The organism is Nocardiopsis algeriensis (assembly GCF_014203695.1).
In the GTDB taxonomy this organism is placed as follows: domain Bacteria; phylum Actinomycetota; class Actinomycetes; order Streptosporangiales; family Streptosporangiaceae; genus Nocardiopsis; species Nocardiopsis algeriensis.
In genome coordinates this window covers 266,877-284,296 of sequence record NZ_JACHJO010000006.1, presented here as the reverse complement: position 1 = coordinate 284,296, position 17,420 = coordinate 266,877, and the positions used below count along the sequence as shown (strand labels likewise).

Genomic DNA, 17,420 nt, shown 5'->3' with positions numbered 1-17,420 from the left:
ACCTGCCGAGGGCGGGGGGACGCAGGTCCTCCCGCCCTTTGTGCTGTTCCCCTGAGCGACCGCATGATGACGGACAGGACACGGTTTTCCGGCCACAAGGGAACAGAGGCCCCCAGGTCTCCTCTACAGAAGGGCCTTCCGGGTAAAGTGCGCCCCTGAAGCACCCGCAGACCCTGTCCCGTCGCGGGCGGGCCGAGAAGGCGACTGGAGTTCCACCTGATGAAGCGGTTCGAGTGGCGAGACAGGATCCACACGCTGGACGCGGAGGCGGACTGCGAGGAGATCGCGCGCATCCTGGCGGCCCACGAGTTCCCCTGGGACATCGAGCAGGCCCTGGGTCTGGCCCTGTACCGCACCTACGCCGTCCCCAGCGTCGGACAGCTGCTGGCCGACACCCGGGAGTTCACCGAACGCACCCAGCACCGCTACGACGACACCGCGCTGATCCTCAACGACATCATGGAGCACGGGTTCGGACCGGGCCGGGGACGCGACGCCCTGCGCCGGATGAACCAGATGCACCGCTCCTACGACATCAGCAACGACGACTACCTCTACGTGCTCAGCACCTTCGTCGTCATGCCGGTGCGCTGGATCAACGACCACGGCTACGGCTGGCGCTGCCTGAGCGACCACGAGACCGCCGCCCACACGAACTACTACCGCAAGCTCGGCAGGCACATGGGGATCAAGGAGATCCCCGAGACCTACGAGGAGTTCCGCCACCTCATGGACTCCTACGAGGCGGAGCACTTCGCCTACACCGACGGCGGCCGCGCCGTCTCCGACGCCACCCTGGAGCTGATGGCGGGCTTCTACCCCGCCTGGCAGAGGCCCCTGGTGCGCCCCTTCACCAAGGCCCTGCTGGACGACCGCCTCGTGAAGGCGTTCGGCTACCCCGAACCCTCGAAGACCTGGCGCGCCCTCGCCTCGGGGGCCCTGAGGCTGCGTGCGAAGGTCGTGCGCCGCATGAGGCCCCGGAAGGAACCGCGCTGGGCCCGGCAGAGCCCCAACGTCCGCAGCTACCCCGAGGGCTACGACCCGGCGCGGATCGGCACCTTCCCCCAGGGCTGCCCGGTTCCCCACGGCATGGCCACCGTCGAGGTGCCCGCCACCGGCGCGCTCGTGCCCGCCCCCGGACAGGCCGTGGCCCCCACCACCGAGGACTGACCGCTCCGCGACACCCCACCGGCACCACCCCCTACCCCCTTAAGGACCCCCGATGAAGCGTTTCGACCTCCGAGACGAGATCCATCGCCTGGACGCCGAGGCCGACTGCGTACGGATCGTCCAGATCCTCACGTCCCAGGAGTTCCCCTGGGACATGGGGCGCGCACTGGGCGTGGCCCTGTACCGCACCTACGCCGTCCCCAGCATCGGGGAGCTCCTGGGGCGGACCGACGAGTTCACGGGCCGGACCCAGAAGCGCTACGACGACACCGCGCTGATCCTCAACAACATGATGCGGTACGGGTTCGGACCGGGGCAGGGCCGCGACGCCCTGCGCCGGATGAACCAGATGCACCGCTCCTACGACATCAGCAACGACGACTACCTCTACGTGCTCAGCACCTTCGTCGTCATGCCGGTGCGCTGGATCAACGACCGCGGCTACGGCTGGCGCCGCCTGAGCGACCACGAGGTCGCGGCGATCACGCACTACTACCGCAAGCTCGGCAGGTACATGGGGATCAAGGAGATCCCCGAGACCTACGAGGAGTTCCGCCACCTCATGGACTCCTACGAGGCGGAGCACTTCGCCTACACCGACGGCGGCCGCGCCGTCTCCGACGCCACCCTCGATCTCATGGTGACGTTCTACCCCGACCGCGTCTCGGGACTGGCCCGCAAGTTCTCCATGGCGATCCTCGACGAGTCCCTCATCGAGACGTTCCGCTACGACCCGCCCTCGAAGGCCTGGCGCAAGGGCGCCGACCTGGCGCTGAAGCTGCGCGCGAAGGTCGTGCGCCGCATGAGGCCGCGCGAGGAGCCGCTGTGGGCGGACCAGAACCCGAACATCCGCAGCTACCCCGGCGGCTACGACGTCAACCGGATCGGCACCTTCCCGGCGAGCTGCCCGGTGGCGCACGACGTGGACCCGGTCGGCCACGAGGAGCTGTACGGCGGAGAGACCGCTCCGGCCGAGAGGGCCGAGAGGGCCGAGGCCTCCGCGGACGGAGCCGTGTGACTCCCGTCCCCGCCCGCTCCGGGGCCTCCTCCCCGCCGGCCTCCCCCCTTCCGCGGTCCGTGCACGCCTGGTACGGCAGCGGCGCCCTGGCCACCGGTGTCTTCAACACCGTCCCGGGGCTGCTCCTGCTCATCTACCTGACCGACACGCTCGCGGTGAGCCCGGCGGTGGCCGGTCTGGTGGTCCTGCTGCCCAAGATCGCCGACCTGGCCGCGAGCCCCCTCATCGGGGCCTGGTCGGACCGCACCCGCTCGAGCTGGGGGCCGCGCCGGCCCTGGATGCTGGCGGGTGCGCTGACCCTGCCGGTGCTGTTCGCCGCGATGTTCGCCGGTCCGCCGCTCCAGGGCGGGGCCGCCGCTGCCTACGTGGCGGCGGTGTTCGTGGCCGCGGCCCTGGCCTCGTCGGTGTACCAGGTACCGCACGCGGCGATGCCCGGAGAGATCACCGACGACTACCACGAGCGTTCCACGTTCACCGCCTGGCGGACCGTGTTCGTGGGGGTGGCACTGATGCTGGGCGGGGCGCTGGCCCCGGTGATCCAGTCGGCCGCGGGTGACGAGGTGACCGGATACCGGCTCATGGGGCTGGTCATGGGCGCCGTGCTGCTGGTGTCGATGCTGGGCTCGGTCGCCGGCACCCGCCGTGCCCCGCGCACGGTGCACCCCCACCGCACCGAGGGGATCGCCGCCCAGCTGAGGATCGCCTTCGCCCACCGGCACTTCCGGGTGCTGTTCCCGGCCAACCTGCTGATGGCCACGGCCGGCGGGACGATGGTGGCGGGTGTTCCCTACGTGACGGCCAATGTCATGGGCGAGCCCGCCTACACGAGCATCCTCATGGTGTGCGTGCTGGTGCCGCTGATGGCCGCGGCCCCGCTGTGGCGGCGGCTGTCGCTGCGTGTGGACAAGCGCCGGGCCGCGGCCTGCGCCGCCGGGGTGTTCACCCTCGGAGGCCTCGGCCTGCTGCTCATCCCGGTCTGGGGTGTGCCCGGTGCGATGGCCTCGTCGGTCCTGGTCGGCGTCGGCCTCTCCGGCACGGGCATGCTGCCGTGGTCGATGCTGGCGGACTGCATGGCCGCCACCCCCGACGGGAGGCACCAGGGCGGCGTGCTGTCGGGCGTGTGGACCGCGGGCGAGGCCCTGGCCCAGTCGGTGGGCGCCGGCCTGCTGTCGCTGTCGCTGGCCCTGAGCGGCTACGCGGAGTCCTCCGCGGGCGAGGTCGTGCAGCAGAGCGAGACGGCTCTGCGCGGCATGCTCGTCGGCAGCACGCTGGTCCCGGCCGCGGTCATGCTCTCCTGCCTGGTCCCCCTCGCCTTCTACCGCCTCACCGCCGCCGACACACGCCGGCCGTGACCGGGGCGTGCCCGGCGGCGGCCGGGCCGGTCAGCGGTTCAGGCGGCGCCAGAGGGGGCGCGGCAGTAGGCGCATGCCGGTGAAGAGAGGCCCGAGCACGCGCGGCACCCACACCGTGGTGGCGCCCGAGCGCAGGCCCGACCGGACCGCCTCGGCGACCTGCCCCGGCGTGGCGGGGAAGGGCGCGGGTGCCACGTGCGCCGACATCCGGGTGGGCACGTAGCCGGGGCGCACCACGAGGACGCGGGCGCCGCTCCCGTGCAGCGAGTCGGCCAGCCCCTGGGCGAAGCCGTCCAGGCCCGCCTTGGCCGAGCCGTACACGAAGTTGAACCTGCGCACCCGTACACCGGCGACCGACGACAGCACGACCAGCGCCCCGTGGCCCTGCTCACGCAGCCGTGCGGCCACCGCCAGGCCGGCGGAGACGTGCCCGGTGTAGTTGACCGCGGCGGCGCGGGCGGCCGCGGCCGGGTCGGCCTCGTACTCGGACTGCTCGCCGAGCACACCGAACGCGTCGACCACCACGTCCAGATCGCCCACCAGGGACACGGCCTCGGCGACGGTGGCGGTGTGGGTGTCGGGAAGCGCCGCGTCGAAGTCCACCGAGTGGAGGGTCGCCCCGAGGGCGGCCAGGGTCCCGGGCGGGTCGGCCGCCCCTCCCCGGGCGGCCAGCACCACCTCCCGCGCCCCGTCGCGGACGAGCCGCTCGACGACGGCCAGGCCGATCTCGCTGCGGCCTCCGAGCAGCAGGACGGTGCGTACCCGTCCGGTCGAGTCGCGCATGGTACTCCCTCACGGTCGGACGAGTTCGAGGCGGCGGGCCAGGTCGGAGACGAGGACCCCGTCGGGGTCGACGCGCTCGCGCACCCTCTGCCAGGCCGGCAGTTCCGGGTACATGGCGCGGACGGTCGCGGCATCGGTGCGGCTGTCCTTGGCCAGGTAGAGCCGCCCTCCCGCTGCCAGGAGCATCTCGTCGAATCCACGCAGCAGCGGACCGAGTCCGGGCAGCCCGGCGGGCAGGTCGACGGCGAGCGTCCAACCGGGCCGGGGGAAGGACAGCGGGGCGGGGACGGACTCCCCCATCCGCTTGAGGACGGCCAGGAAGGAGGGCGCCCCCGCCCGCGACAGCCCCTCCATGACGGCCGCGAGGGTGTCCTCGGCACCGAGGGGGAGCACGAACTGGTACTGGACGAGGCCGCGGGGGCCGTACAGCCGGTTCCAGTTCCGCACCGCGTCGAGGGGATGGAAGAAGGAGGCCGCGGGCCGGACCTCGCTGCGGCGGCGCCGGGGCGCGGCGGAGAAGTAGGCGGTGTTGAACGCACCCACGCTCCACCGGTTGAGGAGGCCGAACGGCATCTCGGGCGGAGCCGCAGGCAGGGCGGCGGCACGGTGGCGCAGGGGGGCGCGGCGCAGCGGAGGAGGCAGGTCGGCCACGCGCGCGTGGTGGGCGCGGGTGAGCACGCCCCGGCCCATCGCGGCCCCCTTCGCCAGCAGGTCCACCCAGCAGACCGAGTACGGGTGGCCGCTGTCGGCCGACATCAGCTCCAGGGACCGTTCGAGGGAGGCGGTGCGGTCGGTGTCCACCTTCATGTGGGCGGTCTCCACCGGAAGCACCGACAGCGTGGCCTCGGTGACGACCCCGGTCAGTCCCATGCCGCCCACGGTCGCCCAGAACAGGTCGGCCCCGTCCCCGTCCGGGCCGACGCGGCGGACCCCGCCCGCGGGCACCGCCACGGTGAGGGAGCGCAGGTGCGCCCCCAGGGAGGAGTCCGCGTGGTGGTTCTTGCCGTGCACGTCGGCGGCGATCGCGCCGCCGAGGGTGACATGGCGGGTCCCGGGGGTGACGGGGACGAACCAGCCGCGTTCGAGCAGGTGGTCGATGAGCCTTCCCGTGCTCGTCCCGGCCGGGGCGGTGACCTCGCCGCGTTCGGTGTCCAGCCGGATCGGGCCGGTCAGACCGGTGCAGTCCAGGACCAGTCCTCCGGCGGCCTGGGCGGCGTCGCCGTAGGAGCGGCCGAGCCCTCGGGCGATCGCGCCGCGCGGTCCGGCCGCGGCCAGGGCCTCCGCGACCTGCTCGGCGGTGCGGGGCCGCACCACGCGGGCGGCGGTGGGGGCGGTGCGCCCCCACCCGGTGAGAAGCAGGGTCCGCTCCCGCTGCCGGCGTTTCACGTGCTGTTCCTCCTGTCAGAGGTGGATGCCGAGGCACACGAGGGTGAGAAGGGAGGCGCCGGCCAGCTGCAGGGGGCGGTCGCGCAGGGCGATCTCCTCGGGTTCCTCCCCCGTGCCGCGGTCGACGAGAAGGTTGTAGCGCAGGACGAACATGGTGAACGGCAGCGTACTGGCCGCGTGGAACGCGTTCCCACCGCCCTGCTCGAACGCCCACAGGACGTAGGTGAGGATCATCGCGGCCGACACCGCGGTCCGGGTCCGGGCGAGGCAGGCGGGGGTGTAGACGTTCAGGACGGCGCGGACCGGGCCGGGGGCCGGCCGGTCGGCCAGGGCGCGCAGCTCGACCTCGCGCTTGCCGGTCACCACCAGGAGCGCGGCGAGGGAGACCACGGCGACGAACCAGGAGCTCAGCGGGACGCCGGCGGCCACACCCCCCGCGGCGGCGCGGAGCACGTGGCAGGAGGCGACCGCCACCAGGTCGAGGACCGCGATGTCCTTGAGGCGGTGGGTGTAGGCCAGGGTGAGGACGACGTATCCCGTGAGGATGCCGGTGAGCAGGGGGTCGCCCAGCAGGAGGGAGGCCGCCGGGGCGGCGACGACGAGCAGGGAGCCGACGGTGACGGCCACGGGGACCGGCACCCGTCCCGAGGCGATCGGGCGGTGCCGTTTGCGCGGGTGGGCGCGGTCGCGCTCGATGTCGCGGACGTCGTTGAGGAGGTAGGTACCGCCGGCCGCGACGCAGAACAGCACGAACACCGAGGCGCAGGCCGCGGCGGCCTGCGCCTCGGTGAGTGTGCCGGCCGCCGCCGGTGCCGCCGCCACCAGGAGGTTCTTGGGCCACTGGCGGGGGCGGAGAGCCCCGAGGAGGGCGGGGAAGGCCCCGCGCCACCGCTGGGTGCGGCGGTCGCGGAGCCGTTCGGGGTCCTCAGTTGTGGTGGTCACTGCGGCGGCCGGAGAAGTACAGGACGGCCGCCATGGCGAAGGTTCCGGCACCGACCACGAGCAGGCCGATCGGGAGCGTGGTCCTCAGCAGCGGAAGCACGGTGCGGCCCTGCTCGGAGTTCTCCAGGGCCTGCTGGACGGAGGCGTCGTCGAAGACGAGCTCGGCGTCGAGGAGGGTGAGGACCTCCTCGCCCTCGACGTCGACCACGCGCTGCTGGTGCTCGCTCACCTTGATGGGCGAGCCGGTGGTGGGTTCGACCCAGTAGGTGCGGACGATGGAGAAGACCTCGTCGCCGGTGACGTCGCCGTCACCCTCCAGCCCCGCGACGGAGCGGGGCAGGGTGCGCTCGCCGATCACGGCGTCGTCGACGGTCTGCTCGAAGCGGTAGACCTCGACGCCCTCGATCTCCTCGGTCCCCCGGAACTCCATGGGGACGACTTCCTGGACGGTGCTCTCGAAGAAGTCGTAGTCGCGCTGCTCGGTGAAGAAGGGGAACTTCCACAGCTGGCCGGACTGGGCGACGCTCTCCTCGTTGATCATGGCGTCGCAGCAGTCCACGGCCTCGCCGGTCACGCGGTCGTGGCCGGCGCGGCGGCTGGTGGAGGTGATGCCGAAGTCGGTGTCGGCGTCCTTCAGCCAGGTGAACTGGTCCCAGACCACCGTCTCGTCGGTGCTGGAGGCGACGTCGGCGCGGATGGTGGCGTGCGCCTCGAGAGTGGCGTTCTCGACGAGCTCGACATCCTCGATGTTGAAGTAGGTCGCTCCTTCGGCGACGTTGACGGTCTCGCTGTAGTAGTCGAGGGGGGTCTTAGCGAGGGAGCTCACCAGCCACGTGCGCATGAGGGGTGCGAAGGCGAGGCAGAAGACCCCGATCGCCACGAGAACGACCGCAACTGTACGGCGCATGTGCCCTCCTGGGCGTGGGTTCGGGTCTCAGTGAAGGGGGTTGGGTCTCAATGAGGGGGGTTGGTGGAACTAGCTTCAGTTCTGGGTAGAGTACTGCCCAGTAGTGAACAACGTCACCAGGGCGTGCCCGAATTTTTATAACACGTTCTAATGATGGTGCTCCCGTTCCCTCCCGTTCTGGAAATCCCATGGCGTCCCTTTCCCCAGCGCCCGAGGGGCCCGCCGACACCCCCTCCGCCGGTGCTTCCACCGCTGCTCCCGCCCCCGACCCCGCCCTGGTGCTGCCCCAGGTCGGCGGCCGCAACGAGGCACTCGACGGCATCCGCGCCGCGGCCGCGCTCATGGTCCTGGTCTTCCACGTCGCGACCGAGACCGGCGACGCCCTGGCCCCCGGTGTCCTGGGCGGGCTCCTGTCCGCCTTCGACCTCGCGGTCCCCCTGTTCTTCGCGCTGTCCGGGGTCCTGCTGTACCGGCCGTGGGCGCGGGCCGCCCTGGAGGGGCGCCGGGGACCCGACGTCCGCGTCTACCTGTGGCGCCGCGTGGTGCGCGTCTTCCCCGCCTACTGGCTGGTGGCGGTGGCCGCGCTGCTGATCTGGTCGCGCGATCAGCTCGGATCCCCGCGCTACTGGATCGAGACCCTGACGCTGACCTTCCCCTTCAACACCGATCCGTCGTGGGTGGGCACCGGCCCCTACGGCCTCGGACAGATGTGGAGCCTGTCCGTCGAGGTGAGCTTCTACCTGCTGCTGCCGCTGTTCGCCCTGCTGCTCGCCCTGTGGGCGCGCCGGGGCACGACCGTGGACGCACGCGGCAGGCGCCTGCTGTGGGGGCTCGCGGTCATGGCCGCGCTCGCACTCCTGGCACTGGTTCCGCAGTACTTCCCCGAGCACAGGTCCTACATGCACGCGTGGCTTCCGCGCACGCTCGGCATGTTCGCCGGCGGCATGGCGCTGGCCGTCCTCTCGGAGTGGGCCTGGCGCGAGCCCGGCCCCGACGGGCCCGTGCGCCGCTTCTGCCGCACCGCGGCCTCCGCCCCGGGGGTGTGCTGGCTTGCCGCGGGCGGATTCTTCGCCCTGTGCGCCACCGAGGCCACCGGTGGCAGGTTCATCGGCTCGGGCAACTTCTGGACCGCCCTGCTGGAGTCCTTGAGCACCATGGGGTTCGCGTTCCTCGTCCTCGCCCCGGCCGCCCTCGCACCCAGGCCGGCGGGACCCCCGATGCCGCTGCGCAGCACCGCGGCCTGGACCGGCGGGCGCTGGCTGGACTCGCTGCTGCGGCACCGGGTGTGCCAGTTCCTCGCCAAGATCTCCTACGGCGTGTTCCTGTGGCAGTTCCTGGTGCTGTACCTGTGGCGGGACTTCACCGGCCAGGAGATCTTCACCGGGTCGTTCTGGCTCGACATGGTCCCGGTGACGGCGGTCACCGTCCTGCTGGCCGCCGCCACCCACCGCTGGGTCGAGGAACCGAGCCGCCTCTGGTCGCGGAAGTTCTTCCGCCGTCCCTAGGCCCTGTTTTTTTGGATCATCTCGGACTGCACGGCCACCAGGCACCCCCTTGCCGCGCCGGCGAATCGGCTCCGCCGATACGGCGAGAACATCCGCAGCACAGGGCCTAGTCCTGCGGAATCGGAGGGGTGTCCTCGTCACCGGGGGCGAGTCGCCCCAGGGCGACCCCGGTCAGGCAGACGGCCTCCTCGTCGAGGAACAGGGAGAGCCGGTTCCCGCGCTCGGCCACGGGGATGTGCCGGAAGGCGCCCTCCGGGGCGGCGGGCAGAGCGGCCTCGATCCATCCGCCGTCCACCGAGACCACGATCTCCGACTCCTCCTCGGAGACGTAGCCGACCGTGGCCACCTGTTCGGCTCCGCCGACCTCCAGCACCGGCCAGGAGACCGCGCCCTCCAGGGTGCCCAGGCACTCGTCGTCCGGCCCCGGCACGACGACGCTGCTGAACTCGGTGTGCACCCCGGGGACCAGGTGCCCCTCCTCGTCGAACACGTACGCGGCGGCGGCCTGCTCGGGAACCCTCAGCCGCTCGGCGGTCTCGCCGTCGGCCAGCGGCGGCAGGACGTAGGAGGTCAGGCGGCGCTCGCCGTTCCACTCCAGGACCACATCCTCGGGCACCGGGCGCGGATACAGGCCGCCCTCGGGCACGTCGGCCAGCGAGGCGCGCACGTTGTCCAGGTAGGCGCGCAGCTCCTCCCCGTTCAGGGTGCGGGCGTAGGTGTGGGTGGAGTACAGGGCCCCGGCCGCGTGGGCCAGGGCGAGCCCGGCGACGGCCGCCGTCCGCAGCCGCCGGCGGGAACGGCTCCTCCCCGGCGGGGAGGGGGCCTCCTCACCCGCGCGCCCGACGTGCTCGCGGGCCCGCTGCTCGAGCACGACCAGGAAGGCGAAGGCCAGGCACAGGGCGAAGACCATAGCGGCATCGGCGACGTAGCGGGCATCGGCCCCGGCCATCCCCTGGTCGCGGCCGCGCGCGATGACCGTGGGGAGGGCGTCGGCGAACACCAGGTAGCCGGTCAGCAGCGCCCAGGCCCGCCAGGCCCGGGCCCGCCGGCCCAGGCTCACCAGGACGAGCGCGGTCAGGGCCGCCCAGGCGCCCAGGACCACGGTGCCGCTCGGGTCCATCAGCCCGCCGGTGGGAGCCACCAGGGGCCACTCGTAGGGGCCGCCCAGCGCCCCCACGGGAAAGGCCTCCGTCAGCATGAGCCGCACCAGTTCGACCGCGGTGTCCCACCGGGGCAGGGCCGCGCCCTCGGGGTCGCCGCCCGCGGTCTCGCGCATCAGGTACAGGACCAGGTAACCGGCGGTCAGGCCGGCCATGGCCGACCACAGGGGCCGGTGGAGGCGGAAGGCGGCCGTCGCCGCGGTGAGCAGGCCTCCCGGGTAGAGGAAGGCGACCGCCGCGGTGAACAGCAGCGGCGGCAGGAACAGGGCCTTGACCGAGAACAGCATGCCGAACACGACGGCCCCGCCCGCCTGCCAGGCGTACCGCTGCTCACCGGTGCGCAGGTGGCGGACCGTCCACAGCAGGGCCAGACCCATGGCCAGCTGGAGCGGCACCGCGTTCAGGGCGGCCGCCCACCAGCCCAGGACCGGAACGGTCAGCGGGGACAGCACGTAGAGGGCCAGGGGCACCAGCAGGGACCAGCGGCGGCCGAAGAGCTCCCACAGCAGGCGGAGGAACACCAGGAACGCGGCGGTCTGGAGCACCAGCACGGAACCCGCGCTGAACCACCAGGCGTAGGGAAGGAAGGCCGTCTGCAGGTAGACCAGGAACATGGCCCCCGGCATGAAATGGCCCTTGTGCAGGGAGAAGAGGAACTCGGGGGTGAGATCGGCGGCGTGCGCGGCACCGAAGAAGAGGAAGTCGTCCTCGACGAAGTAGGAGTGGGCGAGCACGTAGGCCCTGGCCGCCACCGCCGCGGCCACCACCAGGAGCGAGACCCACAGCAGGGGGTCGGCCGCCAGTCGGCGCGCCCGCACCAGGGCCGCGCGCACGAGCTCCGCCGGCCCCGGCCCCTCCTCCGGCTCCTCGACCGGGCGCCGCACCCGGGGAGGTGTCCGCGCGGAGTCGACTTCCCCTGCCCCCGTCTCGGGAGACGCTGACGACATCGGTATTCTCCCCGCCGTGGTTGGCCGACCAGAAAGCGGATGACAGAATACAACAAGTTTCAGTTTTAAATCTTCCTGTTGTACCAGGCCTTTTCTCTGCAACAACTCCGTAACAGGAACATGATTCACCTGGCCGTCGGACCTTCTGTTCCGGAATCGTGGGCACCGTGGAGGTGATGCGGGTGGGGCTCGAACAGGTCCGCCGCGACTGGACCAGGCTGGGTGCCGCCGAACCGCTGTGGGCGGTGTGCGTGGACCCCGGCAAGCGGGGCGGCGGTTGGGACGACGACGAGTTCCTCGCCTCCGGCCGCGCCGACATCGACCCGGCCGTCGCCCGTCTGGAGGAGCTGGGTCTGCGTCCGGACGGCGGCCGGGTCCTGGACTTCGGCTGCGGGGCAGGACGGCTCTCCAACGCCCTGGCCGCTCACTTCGACGAGGTCGTGGGGGTGGACATCTCCGCGCCCATGCTGGAGGAGGCCCGCCGCCTGGACCGATCGGGCGGGCGGGTCAGCTTCGTCCTCAACGAGCGCCCCGACCTGGCCCTGTTCGAGGACGACTCCTTCGACCTCGTCTACACCGACCTGGTGCTCCAGCACCTGCCCCCCGAGCTCGCCGAGGGCTACGTCCGCGAGTTCGCGCGCGTGGTCCGGCCCGGCGGGGCGCTGGTCCTGGGCGTACCCGAGTCCGAGCGCCGCACCTTCAAGGGCATGGTGTTCCGCCACGTCCCCTGGCCCCTGGTCGCACTGGCCCAGAGGGTGCTCCTGCGCTATCCGGCGCCGATGCGCATGCACGTCCTGCCCACCGAGCGCCTTGCCGAGCTCCTGCCGGGGTCGCGTATCGCGGCCTCCGACGAGTACTGGGGCGGCGACCACTGGCGCCACCTGCGCCACTACGTCGCGGTGGGGGAGAAGGCGTGACGGCCTCCGGCACGCGGAACGACGGCACCGTCCCCTTCCGCGCCACGCTGGGCCGCTCGGTCGCGCTCTTCTCGGCCTTCCGCAAGGAGCAGACCGACCCCGCCTTCTTCTACGGCACCCTGGCCCGCGACACCGTCGCCCAACTGCGCTCCTACACCCCGCTGCGGGAACGGCTGGTGGTGGACGTGGGCGGCGGCCCCGGCTACTTCGCCGACGCCCTGCGCGAGGCGGGCGCCCGCTGCCTGTGTGTGGACTCCGACGCCCACGAGATGACCCTGCACGGCCGCGAGGCCGACGCCTTCGCCGTCCAGGGCAGCGCCCTGAACCTGCCGCTGCGCACCGACTCGGTGGACGTGTGCTTCTCCTCGAACGTGCTCGAACACGTCCCCGACCGCGTGCGGATGGCCGACGAGATGGTGCGCGTCACCCGCCCGGGCGGACTCGTCTACCTGTCCTACACACTCTGGTTCTCCCCCTGGGGCGGCCACGAGACCTCCCCCTGGCACTACCTGGGCGGGTCCTACGCGGCCGAGCGCTTCACCCGCAGGCACGGCCGCCGCCCCAAGAACGACTTCGGCCGCACCATGTACGCCGCCCACGCCGAGGAGATGCTGCGCTGGGCGCGCACCCGCGCCGACGTCGAACCGGTGGACATCCGTCCCCGCTACCTGCCCACCTGGATGAAGCCGGTCGTACACGTCCCCGTACTGCGCGAGGTCGTCACCTGGAACCTCCTGCTCGTCCTGCGGAAGCGCTGAGCGGCCCGCCCGGCCGGGAAACGCGAACGCCCGGCCGTTCCCGGCCGGGCGTTCGGGATCGCGAGCGCGGTTACTTGCGCTTCTTGATCTCCTCGGTCAGCTGCGGGGCGACCGTGTGCAGGTCACCCACGACGCCGTAGTCCGCGAGCTCGAAGATCGGCGCCTCGGGGTCCTTGTTGACCGCGACGATGTTCTTCGCGGTCTGCATGCCCGCACGGTGCTGGATCGCGCCGGAGATGCCCAGGGCCACGTACAGGTTCGGGCTGACCGTCTTGCCGGTCTGGCCGACCTGGAACTGGTTCGGGTACCAGCCGGAGTCGACGGCGGCGCGGGAGGCGCCGACGGCCGCGCCCAGCGAGTCGGCCAGGTTCTCGACGACGGAGAAGTCGTCGGAGCCCACGCCTCGGCCACCGGAGACCACGACGGCGGCCTCGGTGAGCTCGGGGCGCTCGCCCTTCTCCTGAGCGACGCGCTCGACGACCTTGGCCGTCTTGGCGGCGTCGGAGATCTCCACCGACACGGCCTCCTCGGCCGCGGCGCCGGCGGCGGCCTCGGGCACGACGGAGTTCGGACGGACCGCGATGACCGGGACGCCGGTCCTGACGCGGGCGTGGGTGACGGTGGCACCACCGAAGATGCTGTGCTCGGCGACCAGGTCGGCGCTGACGCCGACGACGTCGGTGAGCACGCCCGAGCCCAGCTTGACGGCGGTGCGGCCGGCGATCTCCTTGTTCTCGGCCGTGGCCGAGACGAGGATCGCGGCGGCGCCCTTGTCCCGGGCGAGCGAGGCGAGCAGCTCGGCCTTGGGAGCGACGACGTAGTCGTCGAGCTCGGCCGGCGCGACGTAGACCTTCTCGGCACCGTACTCGGCCAGCGCGGCCTTGCCCGACTCCGCACCGTCGCCGATCCACACCGCGGCGGGCTCGCCGATGCGGCGGGCCGCGGTCAGCAGCTCGGTGGTGACCTTCTTGACCTGTCCGTCGACGTGGTCGACGAGGACGAGGACCTCAGCCATATTCCTTGAACCTTCCTGAGTCTCTCGCCTGGCCTACACGAACTTCTTCTCGGCGAGGAAGTCGGCGATCTTCACGCCGCCGTCGCCCTCGTCCTTGACGATCGTGCCCGCGGCGCGCGGCGGCGCGGCGGCGAAGTCGACGGTCTCGGTGGTGGCGTTGGCCAGACCCACCTTGCCGGCGTCGATGCCCACGTCGGCGGCGGACTTCTTGTCGACCGGCTTCTTCTTCGCCTGCATGATCAGCTTGAAGGAGGGGTAGCGCGGCTCGTTGATCTTCTCGACGACGGAGACGACCGCCGGGAGCTGGGCCTCGACGACGTCGTAGCCGTAGTCGGTCTGGCGCTGGATCCTGATGGCGCTGCCGTCGATGTCGACCTTGCCGGCCAGCGTGAGCTGCGGCAGGCCGAGGTACTCGGCGAGCGCGGCGCCGACGACACCGGTGCGGGCGTCGGTGGACTCCGAGCCCAGGACGACCAGGTCGAACTCCATGCTGCCCAGCGCCTGCGAGAGGGCGTAGGCGGTCTGGAGCGCGTCGGAGCCGTGAAGGGTGTCGTCGTTGACGAAGACGGCCTTGTCGGCACCCATGGACAGGGCCTTGCGGATGGAGTCCGTGGCCTGGTCCGGCCCCATGGTCAGGACGGTGACCTCACCGCCGTGCTTCTCCCTGAGGAGCAGCGCCTCCTCGATCGCGTACTCGTCGAGCTCGTTGATGACGCCGTCGGACGCTGCGCGGTCGAGCGTCTTGTCATCGGGGTTGAGCTTCCGCTCGGTCGCCGTGTCCGGGACCTGCTTGACCAAAACGACAATATTCATGGCCGGTGGCCGACCTCCCTGCACTCCATGATCCGCCTGCGGCGGCCGGACGCTGGCGCGCCCCGTACTGACAACAATGCCGAATGCCGCTCGGTCATTCGGCGGCGGGGCCGGGTTTTCCGGCCGGTCCTCCCCGCCGGGTGCTCATGACACGTATGTTACTCGCTAGTAGCTTGAAGACCAACCCGCGGCCCGTGTTACTTGGGGAACCCTGACCGGTCCGGTTCCCCGAGGTTGCGAGGACCCTCCCGAACGGGTCCCCGCCCCCACCCTAGTGACCGTCCCTCCCCGACGAGCAGGCACGCCACTCCCAAGCGGCGGGGCGCCTCCTTCCGCACGGAAGAAGGCGCCCCGCAGGTTCGCGACCGGTCACTCGGAGCCCGAGAACCAGTCCGACGGGCCCTGGAGCGGCCCCAGCTCCCAGACCGGGGCCGAGCTCAGCCCGACGGACAGGATGAACATGGTGAACAGGACGATGGCGACCACCACACCGATGTACACGTACAGGTTGGTGAACCGCACCCGCTCCACCAGCCACACCGCCTGGTGGCGGGCCCCGCGTCCGCTCGGCATGATGTAGCTGAGCAGCATCGTCACGAAGATCGCGAACCCGCCGGTGTAGTTGGCGCCGTCGCCCGCCGTCTCCCGGAACGAGGCGTAGATCATGCCGATGAGGATTCCGGCCAGCAGGTAGATCAGACCGAACCCGATCGTGCGCAGCACCGTCCGGCCGAACGCCCACGGGAAACTGAGCGCCACCACCATGGTGTCGGAGCTGCGCGCCCCGCGTGTCTGCAGGCGCTTGGCGTGCTCGGCCTTGACCACGTCCAGGGCACTGAGTCCGGCGATGACGACGATGCCCAGGATGATGCCGATCCAGGGGAACCACAGACCCACACCGGCCAGCGCGATCATGATGGGGACGAGCACCAGCGGGTGCATCCGCCAGGCCTCGTCCTCGTACTCGTCACCGTACTCGTCGCCGTAGTCGTCGTACTCGTCGCTCTCGGCGCCGTCACCGCGGAAGTAGTCGCCGAGCCGGTCGCTGCGGCCGCGGCGGAAGCGGCTGAGCCAGCCGCCCCGCTCCTCGTGGTCGTCCTCGTCGAAGGTCTGCGTCTGGTTGCTCCGGCCCTCCTCGACGGGGGTGAGGATGTCGGAGAAGTCGCCCTTGTGCAGCGGTGTGTTGAAGAACTGGGTCTGCGGAGCCGCGTCGTGGTCGGGTTCCGCGTAGACACGGCTCTCCCGCCGGTCGTCGACCGGGTCCATCATCATGGTGCCCTGCGGATCGTCCCGCCCCGCCGCGGGAACGCGGCCGGTGGCGTCCGGGTCCCCGACCGGGTCCATCATCATCGTGCCCTGCGGATCGTCCCGCCCCGCCGCGGGAACGCGGCCGGTGGCGTCCCGGTCTCCGACCGGGTCCATCATCATCGTGCCCTGCGGATCGTCACCGGCCGGAGGCACCCGTTCGGTGTCCGCGTCCCGGATCCCCTCCTCCTGCGCCGCGTACTCGGCCGGGGTCGACCACGACTCCGCCTTCTCCTGCGCCGCGTACTCGGCCGGGGTCGACCACGACTCCGCCTTCTCCTGCGCCGCGTACTCGGCCGGGGTGGACCACGACTCCACCGGCTGCTGGGGCCCGCTGGGGGACTCCCAGCCCTGCCCGGTGTGCCCGGCCAGGTATCCGGCGGCACCGCCCAGGGCCGCACCGGCGGCACCGGCGGCCGCCGCGCCGCCCAGGCCGCCGGAGTCCTCGGCCGGCCGGTCGCCGTGGCCGGTGACGGGGGCGTGGTAGACGGTGTGGCTGCCGGTGGCGCCCGAGAGCTTGAGGCCGGGGTCCTCGGTCCAGGGCAGGTCCAGGTTGAGGCGCCCCGCCTCCTCCACGATCTCGGCCGCCGTGGGGCGGCGCGACATGTCCCGGGCGACGGCGCGGGTCACCAGGGGCCGCAGCGCCTCGTGCATCCCCTCCATGTCGATCTCGCCGTTGAGGATGCGGAAGAAGATGACCTCGAAGGCGCCCGAGCCGTAGGGCGGGCGGCCCGTGGAGGCGAAGGCGACGGTGCCTCCCCAGGCGTGGATGTCGGTGGCCGGGCCCAGCGCGGTGCCCTCGATGACCTCGGGAGACAGATAGCTGGGGGTGCCCACGAACGTGCCGGTCTGGGTGAGCTTGGCACCGTCCACGGCGTGCGCGATGCCGAAGTCGATGACGATCGGCTCGCCGTTGGAGATGATCACGTTGCCGGGCTTGAGGTCGCGGTGGATCACGTCGACCGCGTGGATGTCCTTGATCGCCTGGGCCAGGCCCGTGACGAAGCGGGTGAGCGCGCGGCCCCGGAGCGGGCCGTGGTCGGTGACCGTCGAGTCCAGGGTGGGGCCCGGGATGTACTCGGTGACCACCCAGGGCAGCTCCGCGTCGATGTTGGCGTCGATGACCTCTGCCACGTTGGGGCTCTGCACGCGGCGCATCGTCTCGACCTCGCGGGCGAGCCGGGCGCGGGCGATACGGTCCCCCGCGACTTCGGGCTTGAGGACCTTCACCGCCACGAACTGCTCGGTCCGGGGATCCTCTGCCTGGTACACAACGCCCATGCCGCCCTGGCCGATTCGGCGGCGGATCACGTAGTGGCCGATGCGCTCCGGCAGCTCCTCGCCCATGGGGAAACCTGCCGACATTGCCATCGAGAACTCATCCCCTCAAAAGACCGCATACCGCCACGTCCAGCTTATCGGCCGGGGGGATGGGTCGTCAT

At 71.8% G+C, this 17,420-nt stretch carries 14 protein-coding genes; 6 read left to right on the top strand and 8 right to left on the bottom strand.

Annotated features, from left to right (window positions below; all coding sequences use genetic code 11):
* Positions 1-219 precede the first annotated feature (219 nt).
* The 3 genes from FHS13_RS11730 to FHS13_RS11720 are packed head-to-tail and all read left to right on the top strand — an operon-like array spanning position 220 to position 3,540.
* Positions 220-1,170 carry an oxygenase MpaB family protein gene (locus FHS13_RS11730; protein WP_184291436.1) on the top strand — a complete coding sequence of 317 codons (951 nt, stop codon included), beginning with the start codon at positions 220-222 and terminating at the stop codon, positions 1,168-1,170.
* A 52-nt stretch (positions 1,171-1,222) separates the two neighbouring features.
* Positions 1,223-2,188 (top strand): oxygenase MpaB family protein, encoded by a 966-nt coding sequence (locus tag FHS13_RS11725; protein WP_184291434.1) that lies wholly within the window; start codon positions 1,223-1,225, stop codon positions 2,186-2,188.
* Complete coding sequence (locus tag FHS13_RS11720) at positions 2,185-3,540, top strand: MFS transporter (RefSeq protein WP_343064994.1); 1,356 nt, start codon at positions 2,185-2,187, stop codon at positions 3,538-3,540. Before FHS13_RS11725 ends, FHS13_RS11720 begins: the two co-directional genes overlap by 4 nt.
* Before the next feature lie 30 nt (positions 3,541-3,570).
* On the opposite strand, the gene dprE2 is transcribed toward FHS13_RS11720, so the two are convergent.
* The 4 genes from dprE2 to pgfA are packed head-to-tail and all read right to left on the bottom strand — an operon-like array spanning position 3,571 to position 7,558.
* Positions 3,571-4,323 (bottom strand): decaprenylphospho-beta-D-erythro-pentofuranosid-2-ulose 2-reductase, encoded by a 753-nt coding sequence (gene dprE2, locus FHS13_RS11715; protein ID WP_184291432.1) that lies wholly within the window; start codon positions 4,321-4,323, stop codon positions 3,571-3,573.
* A gap of 9 nt (positions 4,324-4,332) precedes the next feature.
* The gene (gene dprE1 / locus FHS13_RS11710) at positions 4,333-5,709 is read right to left on the bottom strand and encodes an FAD-binding protein (RefSeq protein ID WP_184291430.1); all 1,377 of its coding nucleotides are present in this window, start codon (positions 5,707-5,709) and stop codon (positions 4,333-4,335) included.
* 15 nt (positions 5,710-5,724) lie between these two features.
* The gene (locus FHS13_RS11705; RefSeq protein WP_184291428.1) at positions 5,725-6,651 is read right to left on the bottom strand and encodes a decaprenyl-phosphate phosphoribosyltransferase; all 927 of its coding nucleotides are present in this window, start codon (positions 6,649-6,651) and stop codon (positions 5,725-5,727) included.
* Complete coding sequence (gene pgfA / locus FHS13_RS11700; protein ID WP_184291426.1) at positions 6,635-7,558, bottom strand: cell envelope lipid trafficking protein PgfA; 924 nt, start codon at positions 7,556-7,558, stop codon at positions 6,635-6,637. The genes FHS13_RS11705 and pgfA overlap by 17 nt, the downstream gene beginning before the upstream one ends.
* A 188-nt stretch (positions 7,559-7,746) precedes the next feature.
* On the opposite strand from pgfA, the gene FHS13_RS11695 reads away from it, so the two are divergent.
* On the top strand, positions 7,747-9,063 hold the full coding sequence (locus FHS13_RS11695; RefSeq protein ID WP_184291424.1) for an acyltransferase family protein: 1,317 nt from the start codon (positions 7,747-7,749) through the stop codon (positions 9,061-9,063).
* Positions 9,064-9,169: 106 nt separating this feature from the next.
* Here FHS13_RS11695 and FHS13_RS11690 read toward each other — a convergent pair whose 3' ends face one another.
* A complete protein-coding gene (locus FHS13_RS11690; RefSeq protein WP_184291422.1) occupies positions 9,170-11,170 on the bottom strand; it encodes a hypothetical protein in 2,001 nt (666 codons plus the stop codon).
* A gap of 158 nt (positions 11,171-11,328) precedes the next feature.
* Here FHS13_RS11690 and FHS13_RS11685 point away from each other — a divergent pair, with 158 nt between their 5' ends.
* Positions 11,329-12,087: a class I SAM-dependent methyltransferase gene (locus FHS13_RS11685; protein WP_343064993.1), complete on the top strand. Its 759-nt coding sequence runs from the start codon at positions 11,329-11,331 to the stop codon at positions 12,085-12,087.
* On the top strand, positions 12,084-12,845 hold the full coding sequence (locus FHS13_RS11680; protein WP_184291420.1) for a methyltransferase domain-containing protein: 762 nt from the start codon (positions 12,084-12,086) through the stop codon (positions 12,843-12,845). The genes FHS13_RS11685 and FHS13_RS11680 overlap by 4 nt, the downstream gene beginning before the upstream one ends.
* Positions 12,846-12,915: 70 nt before the next feature.
* Here FHS13_RS11680 and FHS13_RS11675 read toward each other — a convergent pair whose 3' ends face one another.
* From FHS13_RS11675 to FHS13_RS11665, 3 genes are all read right to left on the bottom strand, one after another.
* Positions 12,916-13,860 carry an electron transfer flavoprotein subunit alpha/FixB family protein gene (locus FHS13_RS11675; RefSeq protein ID WP_184291418.1) on the bottom strand — a complete coding sequence of 315 codons (945 nt, stop codon included), beginning with the start codon at positions 13,858-13,860 and terminating at the stop codon, positions 12,916-12,918.
* A 33-nt stretch (positions 13,861-13,893) separates the two neighbouring features.
* Positions 13,894-14,673 (bottom strand): electron transfer flavoprotein subunit beta/FixA family protein, encoded by a 780-nt coding sequence (locus FHS13_RS11670; RefSeq protein WP_184291416.1) that lies wholly within the window; start codon positions 14,671-14,673, stop codon positions 13,894-13,896.
* A 369-nt stretch (positions 14,674-15,042) separates the two neighbouring features.
* Positions 15,043-17,349, bottom strand: coding sequence for a serine/threonine protein kinase (locus FHS13_RS11665; RefSeq protein WP_246405170.1), 2,307 nt, complete (start codon positions 17,347-17,349; stop codon positions 15,043-15,045).
* Positions 17,350-17,420: the final 71 nt, after the last annotated feature.